At 47.5% G+C, this 25,541-nt stretch carries 21 protein-coding genes and 3 pseudogenes; 19 read left to right on the top strand and 5 right to left on the bottom strand.

Translation table 11 applies throughout. From position 1 onward, the window contains the following. The first annotated feature begins 451 nt into the window (after positions 1-451). The 3 genes from garR (C1A10_RS11210) to C1A10_RS11220 all read left to right on the top strand — a co-directional run bounded on the left by garR (C1A10_RS11210) (position 452) and on the right by C1A10_RS11220 (position 4,517). Positions 452-1,336 (top strand): 2-hydroxy-3-oxopropionate reductase, encoded by an 885-nt coding sequence (gene garR, locus C1A10_RS11210; protein ID WP_101910345.1) that lies wholly within the window; start codon positions 452-454, stop codon positions 1,334-1,336. 179 nt (positions 1,337-1,515) lie between these two features. After that, complete coding sequence (locus C1A10_RS11215) at positions 1,516-3,444, top strand: sigma 54-interacting transcriptional regulator (RefSeq protein ID WP_101910346.1); 1,929 nt, start codon at positions 1,516-1,518, stop codon at positions 3,442-3,444. Positions 3,445-3,560: 116 nt separating this feature from the next. After that, positions 3,561-4,517: a D-2-hydroxyacid dehydrogenase gene (locus tag C1A10_RS11220; RefSeq protein WP_101910347.1), complete on the top strand. Its 957-nt coding sequence runs from the start codon at positions 3,561-3,563 to the stop codon at positions 4,515-4,517. Between the two features lie 235 nt (positions 4,518-4,752). Here the strand turns inward: C1A10_RS11220 and C1A10_RS18985 are convergent. The 3 genes and pseudogenes from C1A10_RS18985 to C1A10_RS11230 all read right to left on the bottom strand — a co-directional run. After that, a pseudogene (locus C1A10_RS18985) lies at positions 4,753-4,889 on the bottom strand (transposase); the annotation flags it as partial. A gap of 62 nt (positions 4,890-4,951) precedes the next feature. Further along, positions 4,952-6,862 carry a sigma 54-interacting transcriptional regulator gene (locus C1A10_RS11225; protein ID WP_180951105.1) on the bottom strand — a complete coding sequence of 637 codons (1,911 nt, stop codon included), beginning with the start codon at positions 6,860-6,862 and terminating at the stop codon, positions 4,952-4,954. 594 nt (positions 6,863-7,456) lie between these two features. Then, positions 7,457-8,632: an enolase C-terminal domain-like protein gene (locus tag C1A10_RS11230; protein ID WP_101910349.1), complete on the bottom strand. Its 1,176-nt coding sequence runs from the start codon at positions 8,630-8,632 to the stop codon at positions 7,457-7,459. A 402-nt stretch (positions 8,633-9,034) separates the two neighbouring features. On the opposite strand from C1A10_RS11230, the gene C1A10_RS11235 reads away from it, so the two are divergent. The 9 genes and pseudogenes from C1A10_RS11235 to C1A10_RS11275 form a co-directional block, all read left to right on the top strand. Next, on the top strand, positions 9,035-10,057 hold the full coding sequence (locus C1A10_RS11235) for a tripartite tricarboxylate transporter substrate binding protein (RefSeq protein WP_180951106.1): 1,023 nt from the start codon (positions 9,035-9,037) through the stop codon (positions 10,055-10,057). A gap of 101 nt (positions 10,058-10,158) precedes the next feature. After that, complete coding sequence (locus tag C1A10_RS11240) at positions 10,159-10,647, top strand: tripartite tricarboxylate transporter TctB family protein (protein WP_101910351.1); 489 nt, start codon at positions 10,159-10,161, stop codon at positions 10,645-10,647. A 21-nt stretch (positions 10,648-10,668) separates the two neighbouring features. Then, positions 10,669-12,168: a tripartite tricarboxylate transporter permease gene (locus C1A10_RS11245; RefSeq protein WP_101910352.1), complete on the top strand. Its 1,500-nt coding sequence runs from the start codon at positions 10,669-10,671 to the stop codon at positions 12,166-12,168. A 26-nt stretch (positions 12,169-12,194) separates the two neighbouring features. Further along, positions 12,195-13,088 carry a dihydrodipicolinate synthase family protein gene (locus C1A10_RS11250; protein ID WP_101910353.1) on the top strand — a complete coding sequence of 298 codons (894 nt, stop codon included), beginning with the start codon at positions 12,195-12,197 and terminating at the stop codon, positions 13,086-13,088. A gap of 55 nt (positions 13,089-13,143) precedes the next feature. Further along, on the top strand, positions 13,144-14,028 hold the full coding sequence (gene garR / locus C1A10_RS11255) for a 2-hydroxy-3-oxopropionate reductase (protein WP_101910354.1): 885 nt from the start codon (positions 13,144-13,146) through the stop codon (positions 14,026-14,028). Positions 14,029-14,064: 36 nt separating this feature from the next. Beyond that, on the top strand, positions 14,065-14,352 hold the full coding sequence (locus tag C1A10_RS11260; protein WP_101910355.1) for a UxaA family hydrolase: 288 nt from the start codon (positions 14,065-14,067) through the stop codon (positions 14,350-14,352). Positions 14,353-14,418: 66 nt separating this feature from the next. Then, the gene (locus tag C1A10_RS11265) at positions 14,419-15,579 is read left to right on the top strand and encodes a UxaA family hydrolase (RefSeq protein ID WP_101910356.1); all 1,161 of its coding nucleotides are present in this window, start codon (positions 14,419-14,421) and stop codon (positions 15,577-15,579) included. 164 nt (positions 15,580-15,743) lie between these two features. Next, the gene (locus C1A10_RS11270; protein WP_101910357.1) at positions 15,744-16,640 is read left to right on the top strand and encodes a sugar phosphate isomerase/epimerase family protein; all 897 of its coding nucleotides are present in this window, start codon (positions 15,744-15,746) and stop codon (positions 16,638-16,640) included. A 246-nt stretch (positions 16,641-16,886) separates the two neighbouring features. Then, positions 16,887-17,198: pseudogene (locus C1A10_RS11275) on the top strand (NAD(P)-dependent oxidoreductase); the annotation flags it as partial. Positions 17,199-17,700: 502 nt separating this feature from the next. Here C1A10_RS11275 and C1A10_RS11280 read toward each other — a convergent pair. Further along, complete coding sequence (locus tag C1A10_RS11280; RefSeq protein ID WP_101910358.1) at positions 17,701-18,747, bottom strand: AraC family transcriptional regulator; 1,047 nt, start codon at positions 18,745-18,747, stop codon at positions 17,701-17,703. A 290-nt stretch (positions 18,748-19,037) separates the two neighbouring features. Here C1A10_RS11280 and dgoD point away from each other — a divergent pair, with 290 nt between their 5' ends. The 5 genes and pseudogenes from dgoD (at position 19,038) to C1A10_RS18775 (ending at position 24,091) form a co-directional block, all read left to right on the top strand. Next, positions 19,038-20,228, top strand: coding sequence for a galactonate dehydratase (gene dgoD, locus C1A10_RS11285; protein WP_101910359.1), 1,191 nt, complete (start codon positions 19,038-19,040; stop codon positions 20,226-20,228). A gap of 34 nt (positions 20,229-20,262) precedes the next feature. Next, positions 20,263-21,282 (top strand): TRAP transporter substrate-binding protein, encoded by a 1,020-nt coding sequence (locus tag C1A10_RS11290; RefSeq protein ID WP_101910360.1) that lies wholly within the window; start codon positions 20,263-20,265, stop codon positions 21,280-21,282. Next, positions 21,275-21,766 carry a TRAP transporter small permease gene (locus tag C1A10_RS11295; RefSeq protein WP_180951107.1) on the top strand — a complete coding sequence of 164 codons (492 nt, stop codon included), beginning with the start codon at positions 21,275-21,277 and terminating at the stop codon, positions 21,764-21,766. Before C1A10_RS11290 ends, C1A10_RS11295 begins: the two co-directional genes overlap by 8 nt. Beyond that, positions 21,766-23,040, top strand: coding sequence for a TRAP transporter large permease (locus tag C1A10_RS11300; RefSeq protein ID WP_101910362.1), 1,275 nt, complete (start codon positions 21,766-21,768; stop codon positions 23,038-23,040). The genes C1A10_RS11295 and C1A10_RS11300 overlap by 1 nt, the downstream gene beginning before the upstream one ends. Before the next feature lie 271 nt (positions 23,041-23,311). Then, positions 23,312-24,091: pseudogene (locus C1A10_RS18775) on the top strand (IS256 family transposase). Positions 24,092-24,336: 245 nt separating this feature from the next. On the opposite strand, the gene C1A10_RS11320 reads toward C1A10_RS18775, so the two are convergent. Beyond that, complete coding sequence (locus C1A10_RS11320; RefSeq protein ID WP_145997730.1) at positions 24,337-24,663, bottom strand: hypothetical protein; 327 nt, start codon at positions 24,661-24,663, stop codon at positions 24,337-24,339. 306 nt (positions 24,664-24,969) lie between these two features. Here C1A10_RS11320 and C1A10_RS11325 point away from each other — a divergent pair, with 306 nt between their 5' ends. Both C1A10_RS11325 and C1A10_RS18510 read left to right on the top strand, forming a co-directional pair. Further along, positions 24,970-25,239 carry a hypothetical protein gene (locus C1A10_RS11325; protein WP_101910367.1) on the top strand — a complete coding sequence of 90 codons (270 nt, stop codon included), beginning with the start codon at positions 24,970-24,972 and terminating at the stop codon, positions 25,237-25,239. 139 nt (positions 25,240-25,378) lie between these two features. Beyond that, a complete protein-coding gene (locus tag C1A10_RS18510) occupies positions 25,379-25,525 on the top strand; it encodes a hypothetical protein (RefSeq protein ID WP_180951109.1) in 147 nt (48 codons plus the stop codon). The last annotated feature ends 16 nt before the right edge of the window (positions 25,526-25,541 follow it).

Consider the following 25,541-nt stretch of genomic DNA (forward strand, 5'->3'; position numbering starts at 1 on the left):
AGTTTCTTGGTACAAAAAGCCATGAAACCCATTCGCAAAAGCATAACTTTTGTTCGATTTCATTATAGTGACCAAGGCTTTGTTTGACAATTGACAAATAAGCCAAACAATATTTACAAGAATCTATTGATCCTATATTATTTAAAAAAATGAAACAATACATTTCATTTTTCGTTTCATTTATTACATATATAAAAAACGGGAAAAATTATATTTTTTGTAAATAAATCTGAACTTTGTGAAAAGATTATAACTTTACCGGTAAAATGAAATAAATGAAACTCTAATCTGAACGATATAATGCAAAATCAGAATGGTTGTGGATAAGAGGAAAAGTGGGAGCGTAAGTTTATTCCATTTGACAATTGAAAAGATAGACTTCTGCTCTTTATAATTAAGAGCAGATTCGGATATATACTTAAAATGTAGCGGAAAAGGGGTTAATGAAATAATGAAAGTTGGATTTATCGGACTGGGAATTATGGGCCGGCCTATGAGCAAGAATCTGCTGAAAGCTGGTTATAACTTGACGGTACTGGATTATAATGAGTCGGCAGTCAAAGAACTTGTTGCGTTGGGAGCATCATCAGCTCCGACCGCATCTGAAATCGCAAAGCAATGCGATGTAGTGGTTACTATGCTTCCCAATTCACCACATGTAAAGGCGGTTGCACTTGGCGAAGGTGGGATAATAGAAGGAGCACGTCAGGGATTGACGTTCATTGATATGAGCTCCATTGACCCAATGGCGAGTAAAGAGATTGGCGCCGCTTTGGCAGAAAAAGGGGTGGATATGCTGGATGCCCCGGTCAGCGGCGGCGAACCGAAGGCAATTGACGGCACAATTTCCGTCATGGTTGGCGGGGAAAAAGCAACATTTGACCGCTATTATGATTTAATGAAAGCAATGGCGGGATCGGTTGTCTATGTTGGAGAACTGGGCGCCGGGAATGTTACAAAGCTGGCGAATCAGGTGATCGTAGCGTTAAATATTGCTGCTATGTCGGAAGCAATGATTTTGGCTACGAAAGCAGGCGTGAGCCCTGAATTGGTCTATCAGGCTATACGGGGCGGTCTCGCCGGTTCTACTGTGCTGGATGCAAAAGCGCCGCTTGTAATGGATAGAAAGTTTAATCCCGGATTTCGAATTGAGCTGCACATCAAGGATTTGATGAATGCTTTAAATGCGGCGCATTCGCTATCCGTTCCTCTGCCGTTAACATCACAGGTAATGGAAATTATGCAGGCATTAAAAGCGGACGGTCTTGAAAAAGAGGATCACTGCAGCATCATAAAATATTATGAAAAGATTGCTAATATCACGGTTGGGCATTAATTTCAAAAACAGGTACTTTAATTGAATAAGCTCGCTTCCTGACCTCACCCAGAGGAAAACACGGACAGATAGGAGATCCTGTCCGTGTTTTTCTGTCCGGGATATCATGTATTTACTTTTTTTATTTGGCCCTTATAATAGAAGATATTATCCGGACAATACGGCAGGGAGGGTTATGAATGGCTAATATTGCATATCTTTTGCCTAGTATGGAAATGGAAGAACTGGCCCAGAAAGTCATAGACAAAATGGGGATCCGCAACGTAACCATACTGGAATATGTACCCAGCGGACATGCAATCGAACGTGGAAGGGAAGCCGTCCGAAATGGCGCGGATATTATTGTTGCAAGAGGACTTCAGGCCTCACAAATTAAAAGAAGCAACACGGTTCCTGTAGTAGAAATGATGATGACCGGCCAGGAAATGGGTTTATTAGTTGAAAAAGGCAAAAAAATGCTTAAGAAAGAGCATCCTGTTTTTGGCATTGTAGGTTATGCAAATATGTTCAGTAATATGGACTATTTTGATGAAATTTATGGGGTTACGATCAAATATTATTATGTATGGGATTCTTATAATGGCATAGAAAGCCTTAAAGAACGAGCCAGGGAAGCTGTTAACGATCAAGTGGATCTGATTATAGGAGGAGAAGTCGCGGTTACGCAGGCACAGGAGTCGGGCATTCCGTGTCTGTTTGTTGCTGCCACGGAAGATTCTATTCGTGAAGGTCTGCGGGTAGCTCAGCGGGTAGCTTATGCGAGTGATCTGGAAAAGGCCAATACAGCAGAATTAAAAACTTTATTGGACAATTCCTTCGGGGTTTTGGTAAAGCTGGACAGCAAAGGCAAGGTAGTCATTATCAACCATGTTGCAGAAAGTCTGCTTGGGTGGCATCCTCAGGAGGTCATTGGCCGGCCGATTGCCGAACTGACCGATGCGTTTGATGAGTATGCGCTGCAATCTGTTCTTGCTGAGGGAAAAGAGATCTATTCCGTTTATATTTGTATCAACAAAGTATCTATGGTCGCAAATTTATCGCCCATTAAAGCTGGTGTGGAAATAACCGGCGCCATTTTTTCTTGTCAGGAAGTAAAAAGATTGGAAGAAATGGGAGTAACCGCACGAAGAGAGCTGTATCAGCAGGGCTACTTCGCCAAAGCAAATTTTGATGTTTTGGACAGCTCTTCCGAGATGGCGCAAAGCGCGGTGGCAATGGCAAGACTGTATGCGCAGTCGGATGCTCCTATCCTGATCTGCAGTGAATCAGGAAATGAACAGGAATTATTCGCTCAGTCTATCCACAATGCGGGCGATCGTAAAAACGGACCATATGTATCTGTTGGGTGTGCACAGTCGCTCGGTGATGAACAGTTGAATACTTTGTTTGGTCTCATCGACAGAATTCAACCGCAAAATTCCAGGAAAGGGATTATTTCATCTGCACATGGGGGTACTATCTTTCTGAATGGTGTGGAATACTTGAGTCCGTCATGCCAATACCGTCTGCTATGTTTACTAAAAGATGGTGTTGTAATCAGCGATGGGGAGCAGCGCCCGCTTCCTGTTGATGTCAGGGTCATTGCATGTGCAGGAAACGATCTTCCTGTTCTGGTTCAAAATGGCGAATTTTCGAAAGAACTGTTTTACGCACTGAATAGTCTTTATTTGGATATTCCGCCGCTGCGGGAACGTCCGGAAGATATTTTAATGTGGGTTGAACGCTATATGAAGCTGTTTTGCGATCGCTATAAGCGATATATTTCACTGACGGCGGGCGCGAAGAAAAAACTGCAAAGTTGTATGTGGGAGGGAAATCTGAATCAGCTTTCCAGCTTTTTTGAAAGAATCGTATTGACCGCGCCGCACCGATCAGTTGATGAGAATTTCATTGATCATCTATATTGCCAGATGTACCCGATCATTCGACCCGTAAAAACGTCAGCAGTATCCGTTATTTATAAGGACCCGGAAGCGGCTGTCATTTCTGAACTGCTGGAAAAATACAAAGGCAGCCGCACGGATGTTGCGAGAGAACTGGGTATCAGTACCACTACGCTTTGGCGAAAAATAAAAAAGTATGATATCGCCAATAAGTATAAAATCTAGGGAACAGGCTGGTCAACAAATCATAACTAAGCATGCCATATACTGTTTTGTGGCTGAGAACGAATGAATTATCGAGACCCGAATTGAAAGGTAATGTAACAGAAAGGAAAATAAAGATGAAAATTGTTATTTTGGATGGACACACTGAGAATCCGGGCGACCTGAGTTGGGAAGGATTCGAAAGACTGGGGCGGGTCACGGTCTACGACCGCACTCAGGAAAACCAGATTGTTGAGCGTATTGGTGACGCGCAGGCTGTCATTGTAAACAAGACGCCGCTTTCGCGTGAGACATTGTCAGCTTGCCCAAGTATCAAGTATATCGGCGTGTTGGCCACCGGTTATAATGTAGTAGACGTTGCTGCCGCCAAAGAAAAGAATATTCCGGTCTGCAATATTCCGACTTATGGTACGACAGCGGTAGCTCAGTTTACCTTTGCGCTTTTACTCGAAATTTGCCATCATGTCGGTGCTCATGATTTATCGGTACACGAGGGAGATTGGGCCTCCGGCGAAGACTGGTGTTACTGGAATTATCCGCTTATGGAGCTGGCCGGAAAGACGATGGGAATCATCGGATTCGGCAGAATCGGTCAAAATGTTGCCAGGATTGCGAAAGCTTTTGGCATGAGGATTCTGGCGGTTGACGATCATCCCTGTGCTGCAGGTACAGAGCTTGCCGAATATGTCGGGCTGGATGAACTGCTGTCGGAATCGGATGTCATTTCATTGCATTGTCCGCTGTTTTCGACGACGGAGGGAATGATTAACAAGAACACCGTTGCAAAGATGAAAAATGGTGTGATTCTGCTTAATACGTCCCGCGGACCGTTGGTAGTGGAGCAGGATTTGGCTGACGCATTAAACAGCGGAAAAATCTATGCGGCGGGTCTGGACGTAGTATCCACCGAACCGATCAAAGCGGATAATGTCCTGCTTAGCGCCAAGAACTGCTTTTTAACTCCGCATATTGCTTGGGCGCCCAAAGAAAGCCGCCAAAGGTTGATGGATATCGCTGTTGCTAATTTACAGGCATTTATTGATCAAAATCCAATTAACGTTGTTAATCCGTAATAGTAATTAGCGATTATCTAAGCAGGAAAATTGTTATTAGCCAACTCTGGCTCCAGTAAGCGCATGAAGAACCATATGATGACAGCGCAAGCCGTTCTTTTAACCAGTTTCGCCGCTGTTCGGGCCACTGCTAAGGAGTTTCAAGTACATAAAGACGCAACAAAATGGACCGGATATTCCAACTGGAATATCCGGTCTTGGCATTTAGTACCGATAAATACACTCTGTTTGTATGGTGCTTCTTCACCAGTTGAGACTCAAATTCGCTTTTTTGGTCACAAGGTACCTGGATTTCGATGTCACCAGACTGCTTTTCAGTGTTTTCCCGCTGTGTCCGTTTCGGCTGTTATCCGTTTCTTTGGCCCAGTAGTCACTACGTTTATGGCTGATTTATTAGATTAGTCCTTAAAAGATTGAAAGCCGGCGTGAACCTTTTACTGATTCAGTTCCTCATCAAAGCCGGCCTTTTTTAAATATTTCCAAAGGGTCGTCCTGCTGATGCCAAGCATGCTAGCCATTAGTTGCCGATTTCCCCGGCACTGTTGAAAAACATTGTCTAGCTCCGCTTTTGTAAACAGTTTTCCCTTGATCACCGCTATCTCCTGGTTCGTGGGACCGGCATTTGAGAAATCTGGTTCTTTTTCCGACGTCATTGGAGTAAATTCGAAACTGCTTTTTAGTTGTTGACGGATAAAGGAACTTTCAACAGTTGAGTCATCAGATATGGCGGTGACTCTCTCACAAAAATTTTTCAGTTGCCGGAGGTTTCCATCCCATTCAAAATTTTCAAGCTCGCGCAGTGCCGCGGCTGAAAGAATAATGTTTTTTCCGAACTGCCGATTATAGGATTCAACGAAATAGTTTGAGAGCCTCGTAATGTCGCCGTGCCTTTTGCGCAGGGGAGGAATTTTGATAACCAGTACACTGAGGCGGTAATAGAGATCCTTCCGAAATTTATTTTGCTTTACCCTTTCGTACAGATTCGTATTGCAGGCTGCAATGATTCGGACGTCGATAGGAATATTGCTGTCGCCGCCGACCCGGCGGATTTGTTTTTCCTGCAATGCGCGCAGCAGGATAACCTGTCCCTGAGGGTCCATTTCTGAAATTTCGTCCAGAAAAATGGTCCCGGAGTGGGCAAGTTCAAAAAGTCCCATTTTTCCACCTTTTTTGGCTCCTGTAAAAGCCCCATCCACATAGCCGAACAGCTCGCTTTCCATAAGGTTTGCCGGAATAGCGCCACAGTTGACGGCGACGAACGGCCCGTTACGCCGTACGCTCGCGTTGTGGATGCTCTGCGCAAAAAGCTCTTTTCCCGTTCCGGTTTCTCCAATAATCAGGACGTTGGACTGCAGCCTGGAGAAATTTCTGGCAGTATCGATGGCACTACGGATTTCTTCAGACCCCCCTTTAATATCGTCAAAAGTGTACTGCGCCACATTGCCCTTTTGGTAAAGTCCCCTCCGGACGATCGCTTCCATTTTCTGAAGCGCGTTGACTTCATGCAGCGTCACAACGGTGCCGGCGGTCTTTTTTACAAGGATGATCGGGACGATTCGGATGGCATACTTCCTCCCTTGGAGTTCCACGATGCTCCCCACAATTTCTTCGCCCGTTTCCATGACCTTACGGATCATATTCTCTTCTTTTGAGTCGAATATTTCGCGGATATGCCTGCCTTTGATGACCCTGAATTCGTGGCCGAGAATGATTTCGGCATATTGATTCATCAGCGTCAGCCGGCAATTTTCATCGATGCTGATAATCGCGTCGGATACAAGATTGAAGATCGTATTTGTCTCTTCCAGCTTTTTCTTTTCAATTGTCACCGCACGTTGCATTTCCTTCGCCTGCCGGTAAGACTCTGATACGGATTCATAGGATGACTCGATCGTTACGGCTTTCATTCCGGCGGCTCTGATCATATCGCAGCTGAGCACCCCGCCGATTAACACATCCACCCGGTCCCGCTGTGCCTGAAGGATCTGCTCCTGGGTGTCCTTTGTCGTATGGATTTCATAAAGCTTTATCTTGATGTTCATGATTTCCAAAAAGCTTTTCAAGGCGGCGATGATATTCTTAAAGCCGATAAAGCCGATCAGCGGATCATCCATACCGGAAGCTTCTCTGGCCTTTTTGATGCTCTCAATGATTTCCACGTTGCTAACCGGCATTTCAACCACCGGAATCGGCAGATTGGAGTGCCTTAAAAGGTCTGCGGTCGTACCGCGGGCGATGATCACCTCGGCGTCCTGGCTTGCCATTCTTTTGGCGATCCGAACGGCGTCTTCCATGTGTGCGATAATAATTTCCAGATCCTCAGGATCCGGAAGAATTTTTTTCAAAATAACCCCTATCTCCGCGATCCGCTGTCCCTGCGCAATCATTACGATCCTTGACGTAAAAATCCCTCCCAACTCGCAAATCAAAGGCTGTTACAGGACCTTCTAAAAGATTCCGTTCCTCCCCTGTTGGCCGGAGAAGCCCGATTTGCCATACGCCGGGAAAAGACAGGTTTCCCCGGTACAGTTGTGCGCCAACTGTGACAGTTTTACGCTTCATCACAGTCGGGCCTGGCTGGTGTCCAATCGAAATCCATCCATATAAGCCGATTCCTGACGGTCCGTTTTTATTGCGGCTTACGCTTCAGTTAAAGTGAGTATCCTTACAGACGTTTGTCTTTAGAACTTAAAAACATGTTCCATAGTATCGATCGCTGATAGTTATAACCATGCTGAAGACAGCATGTGACTTTGCGGTTCAAATGCCTGCATTATATCATATATCTCCTGTAAACACAATCCGACCACAGGAGCCCCGGAATTCGTCAAAGTGTAGGAAAACCGCCCGGTTTTTCCCGGACGGCTCAGCCTGCAGGCAGCGCGCTGCCGCGCTGCAGAAAAATCTGCAATATGGGAAGTGGGTCTTATTTGTTGCGATTACTTTCCGAACATGTATTTTTGAGTCGTATGGGCTTCCAGCCAATCCCAGTCATAGGTGACGCCAAGTCCCGGGCCGTCCGGAATAGAAATGTTTCCGTCCGCATCGATTGAGTCGAGTTCGTCCTTATATCCACAGGCATAACAGGGTGGAGTGACATTTTTGAGCTTTGGCCCTACTTCGGCAAGCTCATAGAAATTCGTATTACGAATCGCGCCGATGAGCTGCCGGTGAGCCGGCCCGCAGGCGTGGACCTCGACGTCAAGCCCCAGCGCCTCCGCCATCCGGGCTGTTTTGATCGCGCCGGTAATACCCATATCGTATTCCGGGTCCGCACGGATAAAATCGGTTCCCCCGGCAAGAACGAACGCGCATTTTGCTTCCAGCGCACGTACATGTTCCGTAATCAGCAGAGGCGTTTTAATAAGAGAGCGTAGCTTTTGATGCGAGAACGGGGACATTGAGTTGTCGCGATAAGGATCCTCATACCAGAAAAGGTTGGCATCGTCACAGGCTTTTCCGACAAAAAGCGCATCCGCAAAGGTCTGCAAATCAGAGGCCCCATCATACATCAGCGTCATATGGTCCCCAACTTTTTCACCCAGTTTGCAGATGAGTGAGGCTTCCTTCTTTGCATCCCCGTCGAACCATCCATGATGCTTGAATGCACGGAAGCCTATGCTATAGCAGTATTCCGCAAAATCCGTGAATGCCTCGATGCTGTCCAGCATTCCGGAGTGATCACCGTGGAACGTACTGGCGTAGGCCGGGATCTTTGTGCGGAACTGCCCCAGCATGCCAGCAATGGATTTGCCGCACTGCTTGCCCGCAAGATCCCAGAGTGCAATATCCACCGGTCCTTGACCCATATGGTCCATATGACACAGGCGGCGGTTCCACTCATTGTAAAACGCTTCGCGCATGTCGGAATCCTTGCCGGGAAGATCACAGACCAGCTGCAGCGTCTGGGCCAGAGCGGGGCGCGTCCCCCCCCACTGTGTTACATATTCACCCCGTGACCCATCTTCACATTCAATAACAATCGCATACTTAGACACCGGCAGTTTTCCGCCTTTTAAGTATCCAACATGGTTGTGAGCGTTTGCAAACGCCGCACCCATGTCTTCAATCGTATACGTGAAATCAAATACTTCGACCTTTCTAATTTTAGCCATTGATTTGCCTCCTTAAGTTTCCGGCCTGACTGAGGGCCTGTTTTTATATAGATATACAGCAATTCCCGTGCCAAGTCGAAAAAGTCCGAAAATCCATATCAAGCTGTCAAAATTGATGTCCATTTTTTAAAACACCGAACGTTTATGTTTAAATCTTTAAACAAAATTAAACAGCTTCTCCCCATCGCCCGACTGAAAAACGGCTATGATTAAGATCTGAAAAATTTTTAATTACCGGCAAGAACCCTGAAATAAGGCTAATATCGCTGATGTTCTAGTTCATTTATCATAAAATTTTATAAAAATCATAAAAACTTTTTTGCTTGGCACCAATTTTGCTTTTATTTTAGTTGGCGAGTTTGCAAAACATACTACACAATCATGACAGGAGGATTCAAAGAAATGAAAAGGTCAAAAACAATTACGGCAGTTATTTTAAGCGTTCTCATGGCATTATCCCTTTTAGCAGGATGCGGATATAAACAGATGGCCGATCCCGGCAGCGCCGGTGCTTCTGGTGCAGCCTCTACGGCCGCAACGGACTGGCCGAAAAAGACGATTCAAATCGTCTGTCCGTTCGCGCCTGGCGGAGATACCGATTTTAACGCCAGGACAATTTCAAAATATTTGACAAAAGAACTCGGCGTCGACACTGTTATCGTTTCAACGGAAGGGAACGGGGGAGCGGTCGGCAGCCGGAAGGCAAAGGAATCGGCTAATGATGGGTATACGGTTCTGATGAGTTCGTCAGCGTTTATTACGAATCAGCTGAGTGGGGCGACCGATTTTGGAATCGATGCCTTCGAGTTCTCCGGCATTTTTGGACAGGGCCCTGGGAATGTGGTCTGCGTTAACCCAGACCTGGGCGTCAAGGATATTGAGGGATTGATCGAATACTCCAAAGCAAACCCTAAAAAGCTGAAAATCGCCGCTAATACCGGCGCTACCACCCATGTAATTGCGCTGATGCTGCAAAAAGCCGGAATCGACGGTAATATCATTGATGCAGGCGCATCGGCGGACCGTATTGCCGCCCTGCTCGGCGGACATGTCGACGTGATTATTAACTCTTACGGTTCTGTGAAAGATTACATCAGCAGCGGTAAATTCGTCGCTTTAGGGCTTGATTCCCAGGAAGAGCCGGAATTTATCACTGGCATTCCCACCCTCACTTCTCTTGGATATGACATTGCGTTTCCGAGTTATTACTTCTTTGCATTCCCCAAGGGTACCGATCAGGCAATCGTGGATAAATTCACAAAGGCCGTGGAAAAAGTGGTAACCACAAACGCCGATTATGCCGCCGACATCCAAAAAGGATATTATCAGTCCCCCCAATTCTACGGCGGCACCGAAGGCCTGGACAAGTTTAATGTGGCAAAAGAAAAAATCCAATCGTTCCAGACGCAGCTTTCCGGGAAATAGGCTGGTCTTTAAAAGTTCATCTGTGGAAATATGACGCGGTTTGGCAGTCTGAGCATGCGGCCAAACCGCCGTTTCCGGCAGTGTGATGAAGGAGGATTTCAATGCTTACAAAACATAAAGATCTAATCTCCGGGATTTTTTTGCTCATCCTCGGTGTAGTCATGTTTGCTTCTGCGCAGACAATTCCAACGGGAGCTGAAATGGGTGCAAGCTCAGCTTTTATGCCCAAGGTGGTTTCGGTTATGCTGATCATCTGCGGGGCCCTGGTCGCAATACAGGGACGCCCGCGAAAGGAATACGTTCCATCCGAGGGAGGCAAGGCGAAGGACAGCGGGAGATCAAATTATAAAGCCTTGGTTCTCTCACTGATCGCCCTGGTAGCTTATATCGCGCTGATGCCTGGCGTCGGATTTATTATTACAACGATTGTTTATCTGTTTGTACAGATTTTGATCTTTGCTCCTAAGGAAAAGAAAACGAAAAGGAATTTGGTACTGTTTGGGATCGTTTCCATCATTTTCGCCATAACGGTTTATTTTATCTTTGTGTACGGCTTTGCGCTGATGCTGCCTTCCGGGATATTAGGGTAATAGGGAAAGGAGAAATTTTATATGTTTGCTGCGGGACTTTCCTTGGTCATGAATCCGTTCTGCATTGCTTTGATTATCGTCGGCGTTATTGTCGGCATCATTTTCGGCTCACTTCCGGGGCTGACCGCTACCATGGGGATCGCGCTCTGTCTGCCGCTGACGTTTTCGATGGAGCCGATTCAAGGCCTGTCGCTGATGATGGGGATTTTTATTGGAGGGATCAGCGGCGGGTTGATTTCCGCGATTCTCATCAAGATTCCTGGTACGCCGTCTTCGGTGGCAACGACGTTTGACGGCGGTCCGATGGCGGATCACGGCGAAGCCGGAAAAGCGCTGAGCATCGGCGTGTTCTACTCCTTTTTGGGCACTTTGTTTTCGATTGTAGCGCTGATTTTCATCGCGCCGTCGCTGGCAGACTTTGCTCTGAGATTCGGGCCTTACGAACTTTTCGCCATAGGGGTATTTTCCTTGAGCATGGTGGGTAGCCTGGTTTCGGGTTCCGTTGTGAAGGGACTGACCAGTTGTGTGCTGGGATTGCTACTGGCGCAGGTAGGTGCTGCTCCGAGCAGCGGGGCGTTGCGTTATACGTTTGGCTTTCACGAGCTGGACGCAGGGTTCGATATCCTGGTTGTCCTTGTCGGTCTTTTTGCTATTTCCGAGGTGCTGGCCTCCGCTCAAGAAGGGATAGGCACGAACAGCGGAACCATCCGGAAAAAGTATAAAATTTCCTTGACTGGTGTCACCTGGAAGGAGTTCAAGGAACAATCCTTAAATATGATCCGTTCTGCCCTGATTGGAATCGGGATTGGCATTCTCCCCGGGATCGGCGGCGGAACCTCCAATATTATTGCTTATGCCGTAGCTAAAAACCAGAGTAAGCACCCTGAAAAATTTGGCACAGGGATCCCGGATGGCATCATCACCTCCGAGACCTCCAACAACGCTTCGGTCGGCGGTGCTTTAATTCCTCTGCTGACCCTTGGAATACCGGGGGATACCGCCACTGCATTGCTGTTGGGCGCGTTTATGATATTTGGCATCACGACCGGACCGATGCTGTTTCAGACCAACGGGGATCTGGTCTATGGTATTTTTGTGGCGACGATTATCGCGACGATCGCCATGTACATACTGGAACTTGGCGGCATGAGAATTTTTGTGAAAGTGCTTTCCGTTCCACGCTACATTCTTCTGCCGATCGTCGTCGCTCTCTGTGTTGTAGGAACCTTCGGCAACAATAGCCGCGTTTTTGATGCGTTCGCGGCGGTATTGTTCGGCGTGGTCGGGTATATGATGCAGAAATTTGAGTTTCCGCTTCCGCCGTTCATCCTCGGCTTCATTCTGGAAAGTCTGATCGAAACCAACCTGGTCCGCGGCCTGATGGTGTCGGGCGGGAGCTTCCTGCCATTTTTGAGCAGCCCGATCGGGGATGTGTTCCTCGCCATTGCGGTGGCTTCCATCGTTTTCGCTGTACGCAAGGAAATCAAAAACAGAAGAAAAACGGTAACTGCTGCGGACTGACGTAAGAAAAGGAGAATCATTTTATTATGGATACGGAGTTTATTAAGGGTGTCATCGTCCCGATCCTGACCCCGATTGACAAAGAGGAACATATCAACGAACCGGTGCTGCGGAGAATGGTCAACTACGTAATCAACGGCGGGGTTCACGGGATTTTGCTGTACGGCAGCAATGGCGAGTTCTTCGGCGTGGAGGACGATGAATTCGCGTACGGAATTGAGGTTGTACTGGACGAAGCGAAGGGCAGGGTCCCGGTCTATGTTGGGATCGCTTCCGTCACGACCCGGCGCTGTGTGAAAAACGCCCGCATCGCTGCGGAAAAGGGGGTTCAGGGGATCTCTGTCCTTCAGCCCATGTTTGTCTCCCCCAGCGAGGAGGATCTGTATCTGCATTACAAGACCATTGCGGACGTTGTGCCCGAACTGCCGGTACTGATCTACAACAATCCGCGCGTGGGCTATGGAGTCAACCCGCAGCTCGGAGCCCGCTTGAATGAAAGCGTTGAAAATATTGTCGGTGTGAAAGACTCAAGCGGAAACATATCCATTCTTGCGGAGTATGTCCGCCTGACATGCAATACGAACTTCCGGGTGCTGGCAGGGAAAGACACGCTGATTTACGCTTCTCTGGCGCAGGGTGCGGTTGGCTGCGTTGCGACCACCGCCAACTTCCTGCCAACCTATGTCGTGGATATTTACCATTACTTTATGTCCGGCGATTGGAAGAGCGCATTGGACGCTCAATTCAGGCTGACGCCGATCCGCAACGCGCTCGACTTAGCGAAATTCCCGGTCGGTACGAAAGATATTGCCAATCTAATCGGTCTGGATGTAGGGGCCCCCTATTTGCCCAACCGGTCGTCGGAAGGCGAAACGCTGGCAAAAATCAAGAAGGTCCTTCTTCAGGAAGGTGTGCTGTAACCGCCGTGGCTTCCCCGGCATTGTTTAAACAGAGTGAAAGAAAGGGATGGAACAAATGAAAATCGGATTTATCGGTATGGGTATCATGGGAAAGCCGATGGCGAAAAACCTGCTGAAAGCGGGGCACGAAATTGTCGCCTTTGATCTTATGAAGGAAAACCTGGAAAATGTGGTGCAGGCTGGGGGCAGAGCAGCCGCTTCTTCTAAAAGTGTGGCGGAAGAATGCTCGACAATTATCACCATGCTGCCGAATTCCCCCCATGTCAAAAGCGTCGTAATGGGGCCGAATGGTGTACTGGAAGGAGCAAAGGTGGGGACGGTTTTGATCGACATGTCGTCGATTGCGCCGCTCGCCTCTAAGGAAATTGCTGGAGCATGTGCCGAAAAAGGCGTCAAAATGATCGATGCGCCCGTTTCCGGAGGTGAGCCGAAGGCGATTGACGGCACGCTGTCCATCATGGTCGGCGGGGATAAAAGCGTTTTTGAATCCGTAAAGGACATTTTGCTTGTGATGGGTGCTTCCGCCGTTTACTGCGGCGAGGTCGGCGCGGGCAATACGACAAAGCTGGCCAATCAGGTGATTGTCGCATGCAACATCGCGGCTACCGCCGAGGCATTTACACTGGCCAAGAAAGCCGGAGTCGACCCCGGCTTAGTATTTGACGCCATCAAAGGCGGACTTGCAGGCAGCACCGTGATGAACGCAAAAGTACCGATGATGATCGTGGAAGATTTTAAGCCGGGCTTTAAAATCGACCTGCATATCAAAGATCTGAATAACGCGCTGGAAACCGGCCATGGCGTCGGTGCTCCTCTGCCGCTGACGGCGGCGGTTATGGAAATGCTGCAAACCCTGCATGCGGACGGATGCGGTCATAAGGATCACAGTGCGCTGGCCGAATATTATGCCAAAGTCTCCGGAACAAAAATCAGCGGGTGAATCAGCGGATCACACACGCGGAAAGGAGTTGACGTTATGCAAATCAATGCGGTGCTGATCGATCCGAAAGACAATGTCGTAGTGGTTACCCGGCCTCTGGATGCGGGAGGTACGGTTGCATATTTTGCGGAAGGAGAAATCGAAACCTTCCGGCTTTTTCAGCCGGTTCCAATTTACCACAAAGCTGCGCGCCGGGAGATGAAAAAGGGCACCGTGATCGTGAAGTACGGCGAAAAGATCGGAATTGCCGCCTGCGATATTTCGCAGGGCAGCTACGTCCACATCCATAATATCGCGGGGCTGAAGCCGGAGGAACAGAACTAAAATATTCTGGCCGCTTCTGGAAAATTTACCAGATATGGACAATTAAAGTAGGAGAGTCAGACACTTATGGAACTTACAGGATACCGCAGGCCGGACGGCCGTGTGGGGATTCGCAATAAAGTATTAATCCTTCCCACCTGCTCCTGTGCCAGTAAAACCTGTGCCATGGTCGCAGAACAGGTCGAAGGGGCAATTACGTTTACCAATCAAAACGGGTGCTCGCAGACAAAAAAGGATGTACAGTATACCCTTGATGTGCTCACTGGCTTTGCGGCAAATCCCAACATTTATGGCACGGTCATAGTTGGCCTCGGATGCGAGGTCTGTGCGGCAGAAAGGATTTACGGCCTCATTAGAACCCGTACCAACAAACCGTTGGAGCAGGTCGTGATTCAGGAATCGGGAGGCACCATCGGGGCGGTTGCAAAGGCGGTAGAATATGCCCGCCGGATGGCTGAGGAAGCGAGCAGAGTGAAACGCGAACCGATTGCCTTGTCCGAAATAATTTTCGCGACAGAGTGCGGTGGGTCGGACGCAACCTCCGGCCTTTCGGCGAACCCCACGGTGGGAAATGTCTGCGATAGGGTCATCGAGGCCGGCGGTACCGCTATTCTGAGCGAGACGCCGGAATTCATCGGTGCGGAGCATATATTGTCAAATCGGGCCGCCACCCCGGAAATCGGCTCTCAAATCCTGCGCATAGTCGACCGTTTTGAAAACTATATGAACATCCTGCATACAAATTTAAGGGATGCAAATCCGGCGCCCGGAAATATCAAGGGCGGGATTTCCACTCTGGAAGAAAAATCGCTCGGCTGCATCTATAAGGGTGGTAAAACTGCAATTACACAGGTTGTGGATTACGCGAAAGAAGTTACTGCAAAAGGGCTTGTCGTCATGGACACTCCTGGCAATGATACCGCTTCCCTCACAGCAATGGCCGCCGGCGGCGCGCAGATTGCCGCATTCACAACAGGCAGAGGCACTCCGGTAGGAAACCCGATCATGCCGGTGATCAAGGTGACGGGCAACCGCGAAACCTACCGGAAAATGACCTGCAATATGGATTTTTGTACAGGAGCATCCATCGACGGGGACGAAACCATCGAGGAGGTCGGAGTGAAATTATATGATTTAATCATGGAAGTCATCAATGGGCGTAAAACCAAGGCAGAAATCCTTTTTACGGATGATATCGCTATTGCCCGATTTTGCAATTATACGTGAGATAACCATGGATTCAGGGATAAACCGGTTGCAGCAAAGAAAATGAATGGTTGGCAGGCTGACTGCTATTTCCATCAGTACGGAGTAAATTTTCACAAAGAGTGGAATTGTGAATGCACGCATTCACAGTCAGCCGGGCGAAAATATGTTAAGGAGGATTTCAGATGAAAGAATCGATTCACAAATATTTTCAGGTGGGGACCATCCAGTGGATGAGCCATCCCAGACGCGATATACTGGAATCTATTCGTACCATTGCGGCCGACGATTTTTTTGACGTGCTGGAGGTCACCAGATTTGTGGACGAAGAGACTCGCGCCGCGGCAAAAAAGTTATTTGAACAGTCACACCTGAAGGTCTGCTACGGCGCGCAGCCTCGTTTGCTGGGGCCGAAGCTGAACCCGAACGACTTAGATGAATCAGGCCGCCAAAAGGCGGAGGCCACCCTGCTGGAGGCCGTGGACGAGGCCGAGTATCTCGGCGCCGGAGGCATTGCATTCCTGGCGGGCAAATGGGCGCCGGAAACCAAGGATCAGGCATATGCTCAGCTGCTGAAAACCGCACGCGCCATCTGTGATCATGCCGCAACAAAGGGCATGACGGTGGAACTGGAGGTGTTCGACTACGACATGGATAAGGCCGCTCTGATCGGCCCCGCACCATACGCTGCAAGATTCGCCGCGGATATGCGCACGACCCATGACAATTTTGGTCTGCTGGTGGACCTGAGCCATTTCCCTACCACCTACGAAACTTCCCGGTTCGTGGTTCGGACCCTGCGTCCCTACATCACCCATTTCCACATTGGGAACGCCGTGGTGCAGAAGAGCTGCGAGGCCTACGGCGACCAGCACCCCCGCTTCGGATTTCCCAACAGCGCCAACGATGTGCCGGAACTCCTCGACTTTTTTCGTGTGCTGAAGGAAGAAGGCTTTTTCAGCGAGGAAAAGCCTTACGTCCTGTCGTTCGAGGTCAAGCCCTGGGGCGACGAGGAGGAAGACCTGATTGTGGCCAACACCAAGCGGGTCATCAACCGTGCCTGGTCGTTGCTGGAAAACTGACTCAGGCGGCCTCCCAATCAGAAATATACTGATGTAGAAAGAAATATACGGTATGAAAATTGTTATCTTGGACGGATATACGGAGAGTCCCGGCGGCCTGAGCTGAAGCAAACTGGAAAAGCTGGGCGAGCTGACCATCTACGACCGCACGCCGGTCAACGATGAAAAAGAGATCCAGATGCGAATCGGCGACGCCGAGATGGTCTACACCAACAAGACCCCGATCTCCCAGGCCACTATCGATGCATGATCAACAAAAGCTCGATCGCAAAAATGAAGGATGGCGTGATCATTTTGAACAACAGCCGCGGCCCGCTGGTGGTCGAGCAGGATCTGGCGGATGCGCTGAATTCCGGCAAGGTATATGCGGTAGGGCTCGATGTGGTGTCTACCGAACCTATTAAGGGCGACAACCCGTTGCTGAAGGCCAAAAATTGCATTATCACACCCCGCATCAGCTGGGCACCGAAGGAAAGCCGACAGCGCATCATGGATTGCGCTGTGGAGAATGCGAGAGCCTACCTTGCCGGCGCTCCCACCAATGTGGTGAATAAATAAACTGCTGAGATGGACTGCAGCACCTTCCGCCAAAGCCGGCGAAAAAAAGGCGTTGATACAAACATTTGCTTACGGTAGAAAACCGCCCTATACACCCTGAATGTGTATCTAAATTGAGCAAATAACAAAACAGGACATAGCTTTCCGCCAAGGAAGCTATGTCTTTTTATACGCGGGGGCATAAATTTGGAATGATCATGTTTTATCCACTTGTAGATGGTTATGAATTCTTTTTGCCGCAACGGAAAAGGATGACCGCATGATTGTTTCGAAAGCAGATTTAATGCACACTGTATGCAGGCTGGGAGTAACTTGGGTGGATCCATTATTAAAGAAAGTTTTTATGGCTGCGATTTTGTAGTTTTTACGCACCGGGTTTCTCTATATAGATGACGATATACCGTTTGAAGACGAACAGTCCGGGGCATACCGAGGGGCAGCCCCAACGGCAGGAGGCGGTCGGTTTATACTACGCCGCTGTTTTCTGAGCTTTTTATAGAATTTATATTTGCAGCAAAGTTCCCAACTGCCGATAAATATCATTTACGCCTGACCGGAGCTGATCCAATTTGGCTTTTGTGCCGTCATCGGTTTTTATGATTTCTACGTGAGGTGCAGGCAGAATTAAGTATTCTTCCAGCTTGCTTTTGATATTTCCATAACCAATTGGAAGATAGTGACGCTCCTCCTCAGAATTGAGCTTAACAGGGTCGTCACATACCGATTGCCGGTATTGATTAGGCGTTTTTTCAAAGTATTTATGGAAGTTCGTGCTGAATGTTTTCAAATCAGGAAACCCACTGTCAAGCGCTATTTGTGTCAGTGTTTTTTGTGTGGTGTTCATTTCGTAGATTGCATGACGCAGCCGAGTTCTTGTTAGATAGTCGTAAAAATTAATTCCCACGTTTTCTTTAAAAAAAGTAGAAACATAAATGCGGTTGTATTGTGCTATCTTTGCAATTTCATCCAGCGTAATTTTTTGACGGTAATAGCTTTCAATGTAGGTTATCATACGCTGGATTACCTGACGGTGGCTCATCTCATTCCCCCGGCCATCTGTATGCAAATGCTGAGGAGGAAATTTTTCCAGAAGTATTCCGCACAACATTTGAAATGCTCCTTCTGTCACTAGCTGGCTGTAGGGAGCATTTTCCAATTGTGTATACATCATGCGAGCCATATAATATCGGATCATCCGGAAGTCCTGTTGGTGTGCTTGATCACCTACAGACAGGCAATGAAAATCCAGCTTCGTATAGTCTTCAAATGCAGACCGGAATATGATCGGGTCAAATCGAAGAACCATGGCAATTCCGCTTGTGTCCCGCAGTAAGGACGCATGCCCCATATTGGAGTTAACCAGCAGCAGGTCATCTTCTTGGAGAAAATAGGTTTTTCCTTCAATACTGAATTCCACTTTCCCGTTGAGAACCAGAGTAATTTCTATTTCTCTGTGCCAATTGAATCGGTAACGATTGATATCGTGAATGTATTGTCGCAGGTTGATCCCTTTTGTGGGCTCTTGTATGGTTGTATAATATTGCTTCATAGCATTTGTCCTTCTTTCTGTGCAAATTACGAATAATCGTCATATGGAATATATTTATATTAAAAAATCAAATAAATGATTCAAATATTCATTTAAACTGGAAATATCAATGTTCAATTAGGGATATTATTCAGAAAAAATAATTTAATAATAAATATACTATATAAAATATATCTCTAAACTACAATTATTTTATGAAAATATAATGGGTGAAAAATATTATAACGTACAATATACTATAGAAACAAGGTATATTGCATTGAACTGAACTAAATTATTGGGAGGAAATTATGAAAATTACAGATATTAAGGTGATTCCGGTCAATCGTTTTCTGTTTGTGGAAGTTCATACCGACGAAGGTTATGTAGGGCTTGGAGAATCCGGCACATGGGGATTTTTGGACGCGTCAGGGCAAGCGGTCGAATCTTTTAAGACTTACCTGATCGGAAAGGATCCGCTGCGTATTGAACATCACTGGCAGTATATGTACCGCTGCTTTCACTTTCGAGGCGCCGCTATCATGGGCGCAATCAGCGCAATTGATATCGCTCTTTGGGATATTGCGGGTAAGTACTATAATACCCCTGTCTATAATCTGTTAGGCGGAAAATGCAGGGACAAAGCCCGTGTTTATTATCATGTCGGCGGCACTAATATGGAAGACATGATACACAATTTAAAAGATGCAAAAGCCAAAGGCTTTACCGCAGTTGGACATCTTTCCCCATTTTTGGACGAAGCCCGTAGTATGCCGTACTATGAAACCCATGCACAGAAAATTGGCAACGCGATTGAGCGGGTTGCAGCTTACCGTGAAGCTGTAGGCGATGAGGTAGATCTGTGTGTAGAAATCCACCGACGGTTAAAGCCTGCTGAGGCAATCGCACTGGCGAGAGGGATTGAAAAATATCATCCATTTTTCTTTGAAGACCCCACGACTCCAGATAATTTCGATTCCATGGGCTGGATTGCGGATCATATTGACATTCCGATCGCAACTGGAGAACGGTTCCACACACCTCAGGAGTTTGCGCAGGTCATCCGCAAGAACGCGGTGGCATATGTTCGTCCTGATGTCTGCCTGTGCGGCGGTATTACAGGAGCCAAAAAAATAGCGGCTTTAGCTGAAGCAAATGATATTATGGTTGTTCCTCATAATCCACTTAGCCCTGTCTCAACTGCGGCCTGCGTCCAAATCGCCGCCTGTATCCCCAACTTTGCTTTGCAGGAATTTCCGGGAGACGACCGGCCCTGCACCACTGACCGCTATATCTCTCATCAGATTGAAAAAGGCGCAGAGACTTTCGCACAGGGAGACATCGTCAAAAAGACATATATGTGCGAAAACGGGTATATCATCATTCCCGATTCTCCGGGTATCGGTGTGGAACTGGTGGAAAATGCGGCAGAGCGTTTCCCCTATTCCCGCCGTATCGTCGAAACCCGTTTGAGCGTAGACGGTTCCGTGGTAGATCAGTAAAATAGTGCTGTAAGAGAAAGTGAGGAGGTTCCAGATGAAAAAGCTGTTGTGCATTCTGATAATCTTGGGCCTTGCGGCAGCCGGCGTGGGATGCAGTTCATCTTCAGGAAAAGAAGACGTGGTTTATGACTTAAAAATGCATCACGCCGGACCTGAAGGGCATCCCTATTATTTGGGGGCGGAACGATTCAAAGAGCTCGTTGAGGAGAAATCCGACGGAAAAATCCGTATTGATATCTTTCCGAACAATGAAATATCGGCAGGAGCTAAAGCGATAGAAGCCGTACAGATGGGGACGCTTGACATTGCGCTTGAATCATCAATGGCGATAGGCGGCTTCGTGCCGGAAATGGGCGTTCTGGATCTTCCGTTCCTCTTTGGGAACCGCGAAGAAGTCAAAGCTGTGATGGATGGTGAAATCGGCGCGGAGCTTTCAGCCCGGGCGGAAGAGAAAGGGTTTAAAGTACTATATTATTGGGACAATGGATTTCGCAATATCAGCAATTCCCATAAACCGATTCTGACCCCGAATGACCTGCGCGGCCTGAAAATCCGGGTGCCGGAGAGCAAGATTTATATTGCGACCTTTGAAGCGCTGGGTGCCATCCCGACTCCTATGGCTTTTAATGAACTTTTTACCGCGCTCCAGTTGGGAACGGTTGACGGCCAGGAAAATCCGAATGGGCACATGATTACTTATAATCTTTACGAGGTGCAAAAATACTTCTCGATTACCAATCATATTTATACCGCTGAACCGCTGATTATCCGCGGTGATCTGTTTGACAAAATGCCTCCGGAATATCAGCAGATTTTGCTTGATGCGGCTCGCGAAGCCGGTGAATACCAGCGTCAGCTTTCTGCCGACAGGGAAGCCGATTATCTGAAACAGATTACAGAAAAACAAGTGGAAGTTTCCTATCCGGAACTGGAACCTTTCCGCGATGCGGTAAAGCCTGTTTATGATGTATACAGGCAGCAATATGGCGATCTGGTCGACCGCATCTTCGAGGCTGAGGCTTCATTATCAGAAGGAGGGGAAGGAAATGCATAATCTGGTTGACCGGTTTTACAGCAGACTGGATATTCTTCTGAAATACGTATCGGCGATTGCGTTTGGCAGCATGACGGTTGTTATTTTTATGCAGGTTATCTCCCGATATGTACTTAAAAGCTCATTAGCCTGGTCCGAAGAACTGGCACGCTATCTATTTATTTGGATTACCTTTGTGGGCGGTATGGTTGCCGCTCGAAAACACCAGCACATCGGTATGGAAATCGTTCAGGATCTGTTCCCAAAAGGTGTACGGAAATATATGAAATCGCTGGCTTCGCTGGTCTCCGCCGTCTTTTTCTTCGCGGTAGGAATCAGCAGCATCTTTGCCTGGCCTAAACTGATGGCGCAGGTCAGCGCCGCCATGGAGGTTCCTATGGCTATTCCGTATCTTGGCATTATAATCGGAAGTCTGCTCATGGGCCTGTGGTATCTTACTTATGCAGTTCAACTGTTGACATGGAAGAAAGGAGAGCTGGAATAATGGCCATATTGCTTTTCGTTGTTTTTTTCCTATTGCTTGCAATTGGCACACCGATAGCTGTCTGCCTTGGGCTGGCAGCTATGGCGACCTTGGCATTGGGAAGCGCAGTTCCCATATTTGCAACAGCGCAGACCATGTTCAGCGGAGTAGATTCCTTTCCTCTGATGGCAATCCCGTTTTTTGTTTTGGCCGGCAACATTATGGCTTCCGGAGGGATTTCCAAGCGGCTTGTAAATTTTGCGAATATTCTTGTAGGAAAGTTCACCGGCGGACTGGCCTTTGTGGCTGTATTTGCCTCTATGATTTTTGCGGCGATTTCAGGATCATCACCAGCGACAACCGCTGCTATCGGCAGTGTTATGATGCCGGAAATGAAAAAAAGCGGATATGATGAATATTTTGCCGGTGCTACTGTGGCTGCGGCAGGAACGGTTGGACAGGTAATTCCGCCAAGCGTACCGATGGTTGTATTTTCTGTACTGGCTGGTACCTCACTGAGCAAAATGTTTTTGGCCGGAATTGTTCCCGGAATTCTTATGGGGCTCTTCATGATGGTGGTCGCATATTGCTATGCAAAAAAGAATGGCATCAAATCCGAGGTGGAAAAAAAGAGCGTCAAAGAAGTGTTGAAGACTTTTGCTGACAGTCTTTGGGCAATTTTGATGCCGGTAATCATACTTGGCGGCATCTATCTGGGTGTTTTCACGCCTACAGAAGCGGCTGCAGTCGCGGTGATCTATGGTGTCATTGTTGGATTGTTCGTATATAAAGAAATTAAAGTTTCTGATTTGACTGGTATTCTGTGCGATTCTGCTGCGGGTACCGCAGTAATTATGCTCATTATGGCAGCAGCCAGTACTTTCGGTTGGGTCCTTACGCGTGAGCGGATTCCCCAGGCGATTGCTACGACACTCCTTTCAATAACAGATAACAAATATCTGCTTTTACTTCTTTTTAATGTGATTCTTCTGATTGCGGGATGCTTCCTGAACCCGTCCGCGGCAATCGTGCTGTTAACGCCCATCCTTCTGCCTGTACTGACTTCGGTTGGGGTCAATCCGTTGCTGATTGGAATTGTAATGGTTGTCAACCTTGCTATAGGCCAAATTACGCCGCCAGTCGGGTCTTGCTTATACGTAGCCTGTAATATTGGTAATTTAAAGATCGAACGGCTTACCAAAGTGATCACACCATATTTAGTGGCACTGATTCTTTGTATATTATTGATTACTTATGTTGAACCGGTCAGCTTGTTCCTCGCGAATTTTGGATAATCCTTTACAATGGTTTGTTTTCACAAGGTTCTCACTAAATCATGATCACTTAAAAAATGTGGAATATTCCTTTGAGAAGGATGCAAGCAGGAAGAAACTAGAATCAGCCTAAGAAATATCAAAAGCCACCCCGATAAGTGAACAGCCCAGAAGAAATAGATAGAGAAAGAAAATCCTCTCGTAGAATATTGTTGAATTACGCCGGCTGGCACCTCTTTTCAAATGGTGTCAGTCGGCATTTTAATTGCAGGCGTTCAAAGTTGTAATAGAGATGGACGACAACCGGGTTAGCAAGATAACAGACAAGCTGCTGCCAGTGATCCGTGAGTGGCAGGAGCGTCCCTTGCAGAGTGTGTGCGCAATGGTTATACTGGATGCGGTACACTACAGTGTCTGTGTAAACGGGGTTGTTACGAAAAAGGCTGCTTATGTTGCCATCAGCATGGATTTGGATGGAAAAAAGGACGTTCTGGGCATCTGACTTGGCGCAACGGAGTCAGCAAAATATTAGCTGGATGTGCTGACCGGCCTGAAAAACCGGGGTGTCAAGGATATTCTGATTGCATCTGTTGACGGACTTTCCGGGTTTGTCGAGGCAATCCATGCCGCATTCCCGCAGGCTGAGATTCAGCGCTGCATAATGCGCCAGATGCGGGCCTCCACTCGCTATGTCAGCTACAAGGACATCAAGGCTTTCTCGGCGGAATGAAGCCCATCTACAAGGCTGCGACTAAGGAATCCGCTCTCTGGCGGTTTTGGACGAGTTGGAAGCCAAATGGGGCGCAAATATGCCCTTGGAGTCAAAAACTGGCGGGCCAATTGGCCGGAGCCTTCCACCATGTTCAAGTATCCGCCGGAAATTCGGACGCTCATCTACACCACTAACGCCATCGAGAAATTCAACCGCCAGCGCCGCAAGGTGACCAAGGCCAAGAGCGCCTTCGTTTCCGATGATGCTCTCATGAAAATTCTCTATTTGGCAACCATGAACATTACCGAGAAATGGACGATGCCCATTCGTAATTGGGGACCATTCTTGACTATCTCATGATTTATTTCGGTGACAGGGTGTCGGTTACCCTTTAATTACAAATCCTTTGACTTGGGACTTTACACATAATTTTACTCACTACCAAAAACACCGCTGAAATTGTCCGTTTCAGCGGTGTTTTCGTCTCAAAACCCGTTCCAAAATCTATGTATCAGTACTTATATGTTTTTGAAACGATATTCTTGCGGAATCATATGTTCAAATAAATTAGCGGCATAGGGAAAACCCTGTGCCGCCTATGTGTTTCATTGTGCCTTTTTTAGACCGTTGATCTGATCGGTATGGCTTGCCACCACCCGCTCGAGTGTTCTCACTCTGCCCCGAAGCTCGGGTACATCGCTGATAGATTCGAGCTTTTTTGCAATATCAGTGTACTGTTCCGCAACTAAACTGATATTGTGATCCAGATGCTCGACAAGGACGCGGGTCTGCCGACTATCTTCTTCAATCCGATCAAGCCTACCGCTCATGCTGTCAAATCTGGAGTCCATACTGTCCAGCTGCTCATAGATCGGCTTATTTTCTTCCCGAATCATCAGACGGATTGCATTAAGCAACTGTTTCTCGTCCATCCCCTGCAGCCCCTTTCTTGCGTTACTGTCAATTATACCCCATGTCTTGGACATAGGCAAGAGTATTTCTCTCCTTTCACAAGGCTCAATATTCGATTTCCCCAATATAACTCCCTGCTATCAGCAGTGTTATTGTGGCCCTGACTATTTTGACAAACGTCTTCCAAATCTCATATATAGATACCATCGTATTGCTGCCCATATCGATTATCCAAGAGCCATAGAAATAAGGCAGCGAAAGTTACCGACTGATGGTATGGGCGGCGTATGCAGCAAATCTTGGCTTCCAACGGAGGTTTATTCCCGTTGAACATTGGCTACGAGGAGGGCGCCTACTGGTGGCTCAATCCATACAAATGCCATAGATCCGTTGTTCGGTTCTGGCAACAAAACGGCAAATATTTTGCCCTGTCTCAAAGCAAAACACATGCCGCATTGTACAGTGCCGGTTGCTTGGTTGTTCCGCAGCAAGACAAGGTCACAAAGTATTTGTGCCGGACATCCTTTCCACCAAGGCCTTACTATCTAAAAATGAATCGAGATGCCATGCTCGCCTTGCTGGAGTTAAACGAGTAAAAGCAATATGTGAGTGCTGGATCACAATTTTTCACTTGCATATTATTTGAATAGGTGATGAAAAGTGGTCGTAATCTGGAATGTTTTTCATCGGGCGAGCATAGTTATGGGACAAATAACACAATAGGAGGGGACAGGCGTGAAGCATAAGATTGTATTTGTGAATGACAATCCGCCGGGCGCAGCCGACCAAGTGCTGCCGGCAGTTCTGGCGCAGGCGATTCTTAACCGGCTGGAACGGGACAGGCAGGAGCAGAAAGACTACATAAAGAGCAAAGCAAGTTAAAAATGCTGGCTTCCAG

Origin of the sequence: Marasmitruncus massiliensis, assembly GCF_900186535.1 — a bacterium.
Lineage (GTDB): Bacteria > Bacillota > Clostridia > Oscillospirales > Ruminococcaceae > Anaerotruncus > Anaerotruncus massiliensis_A.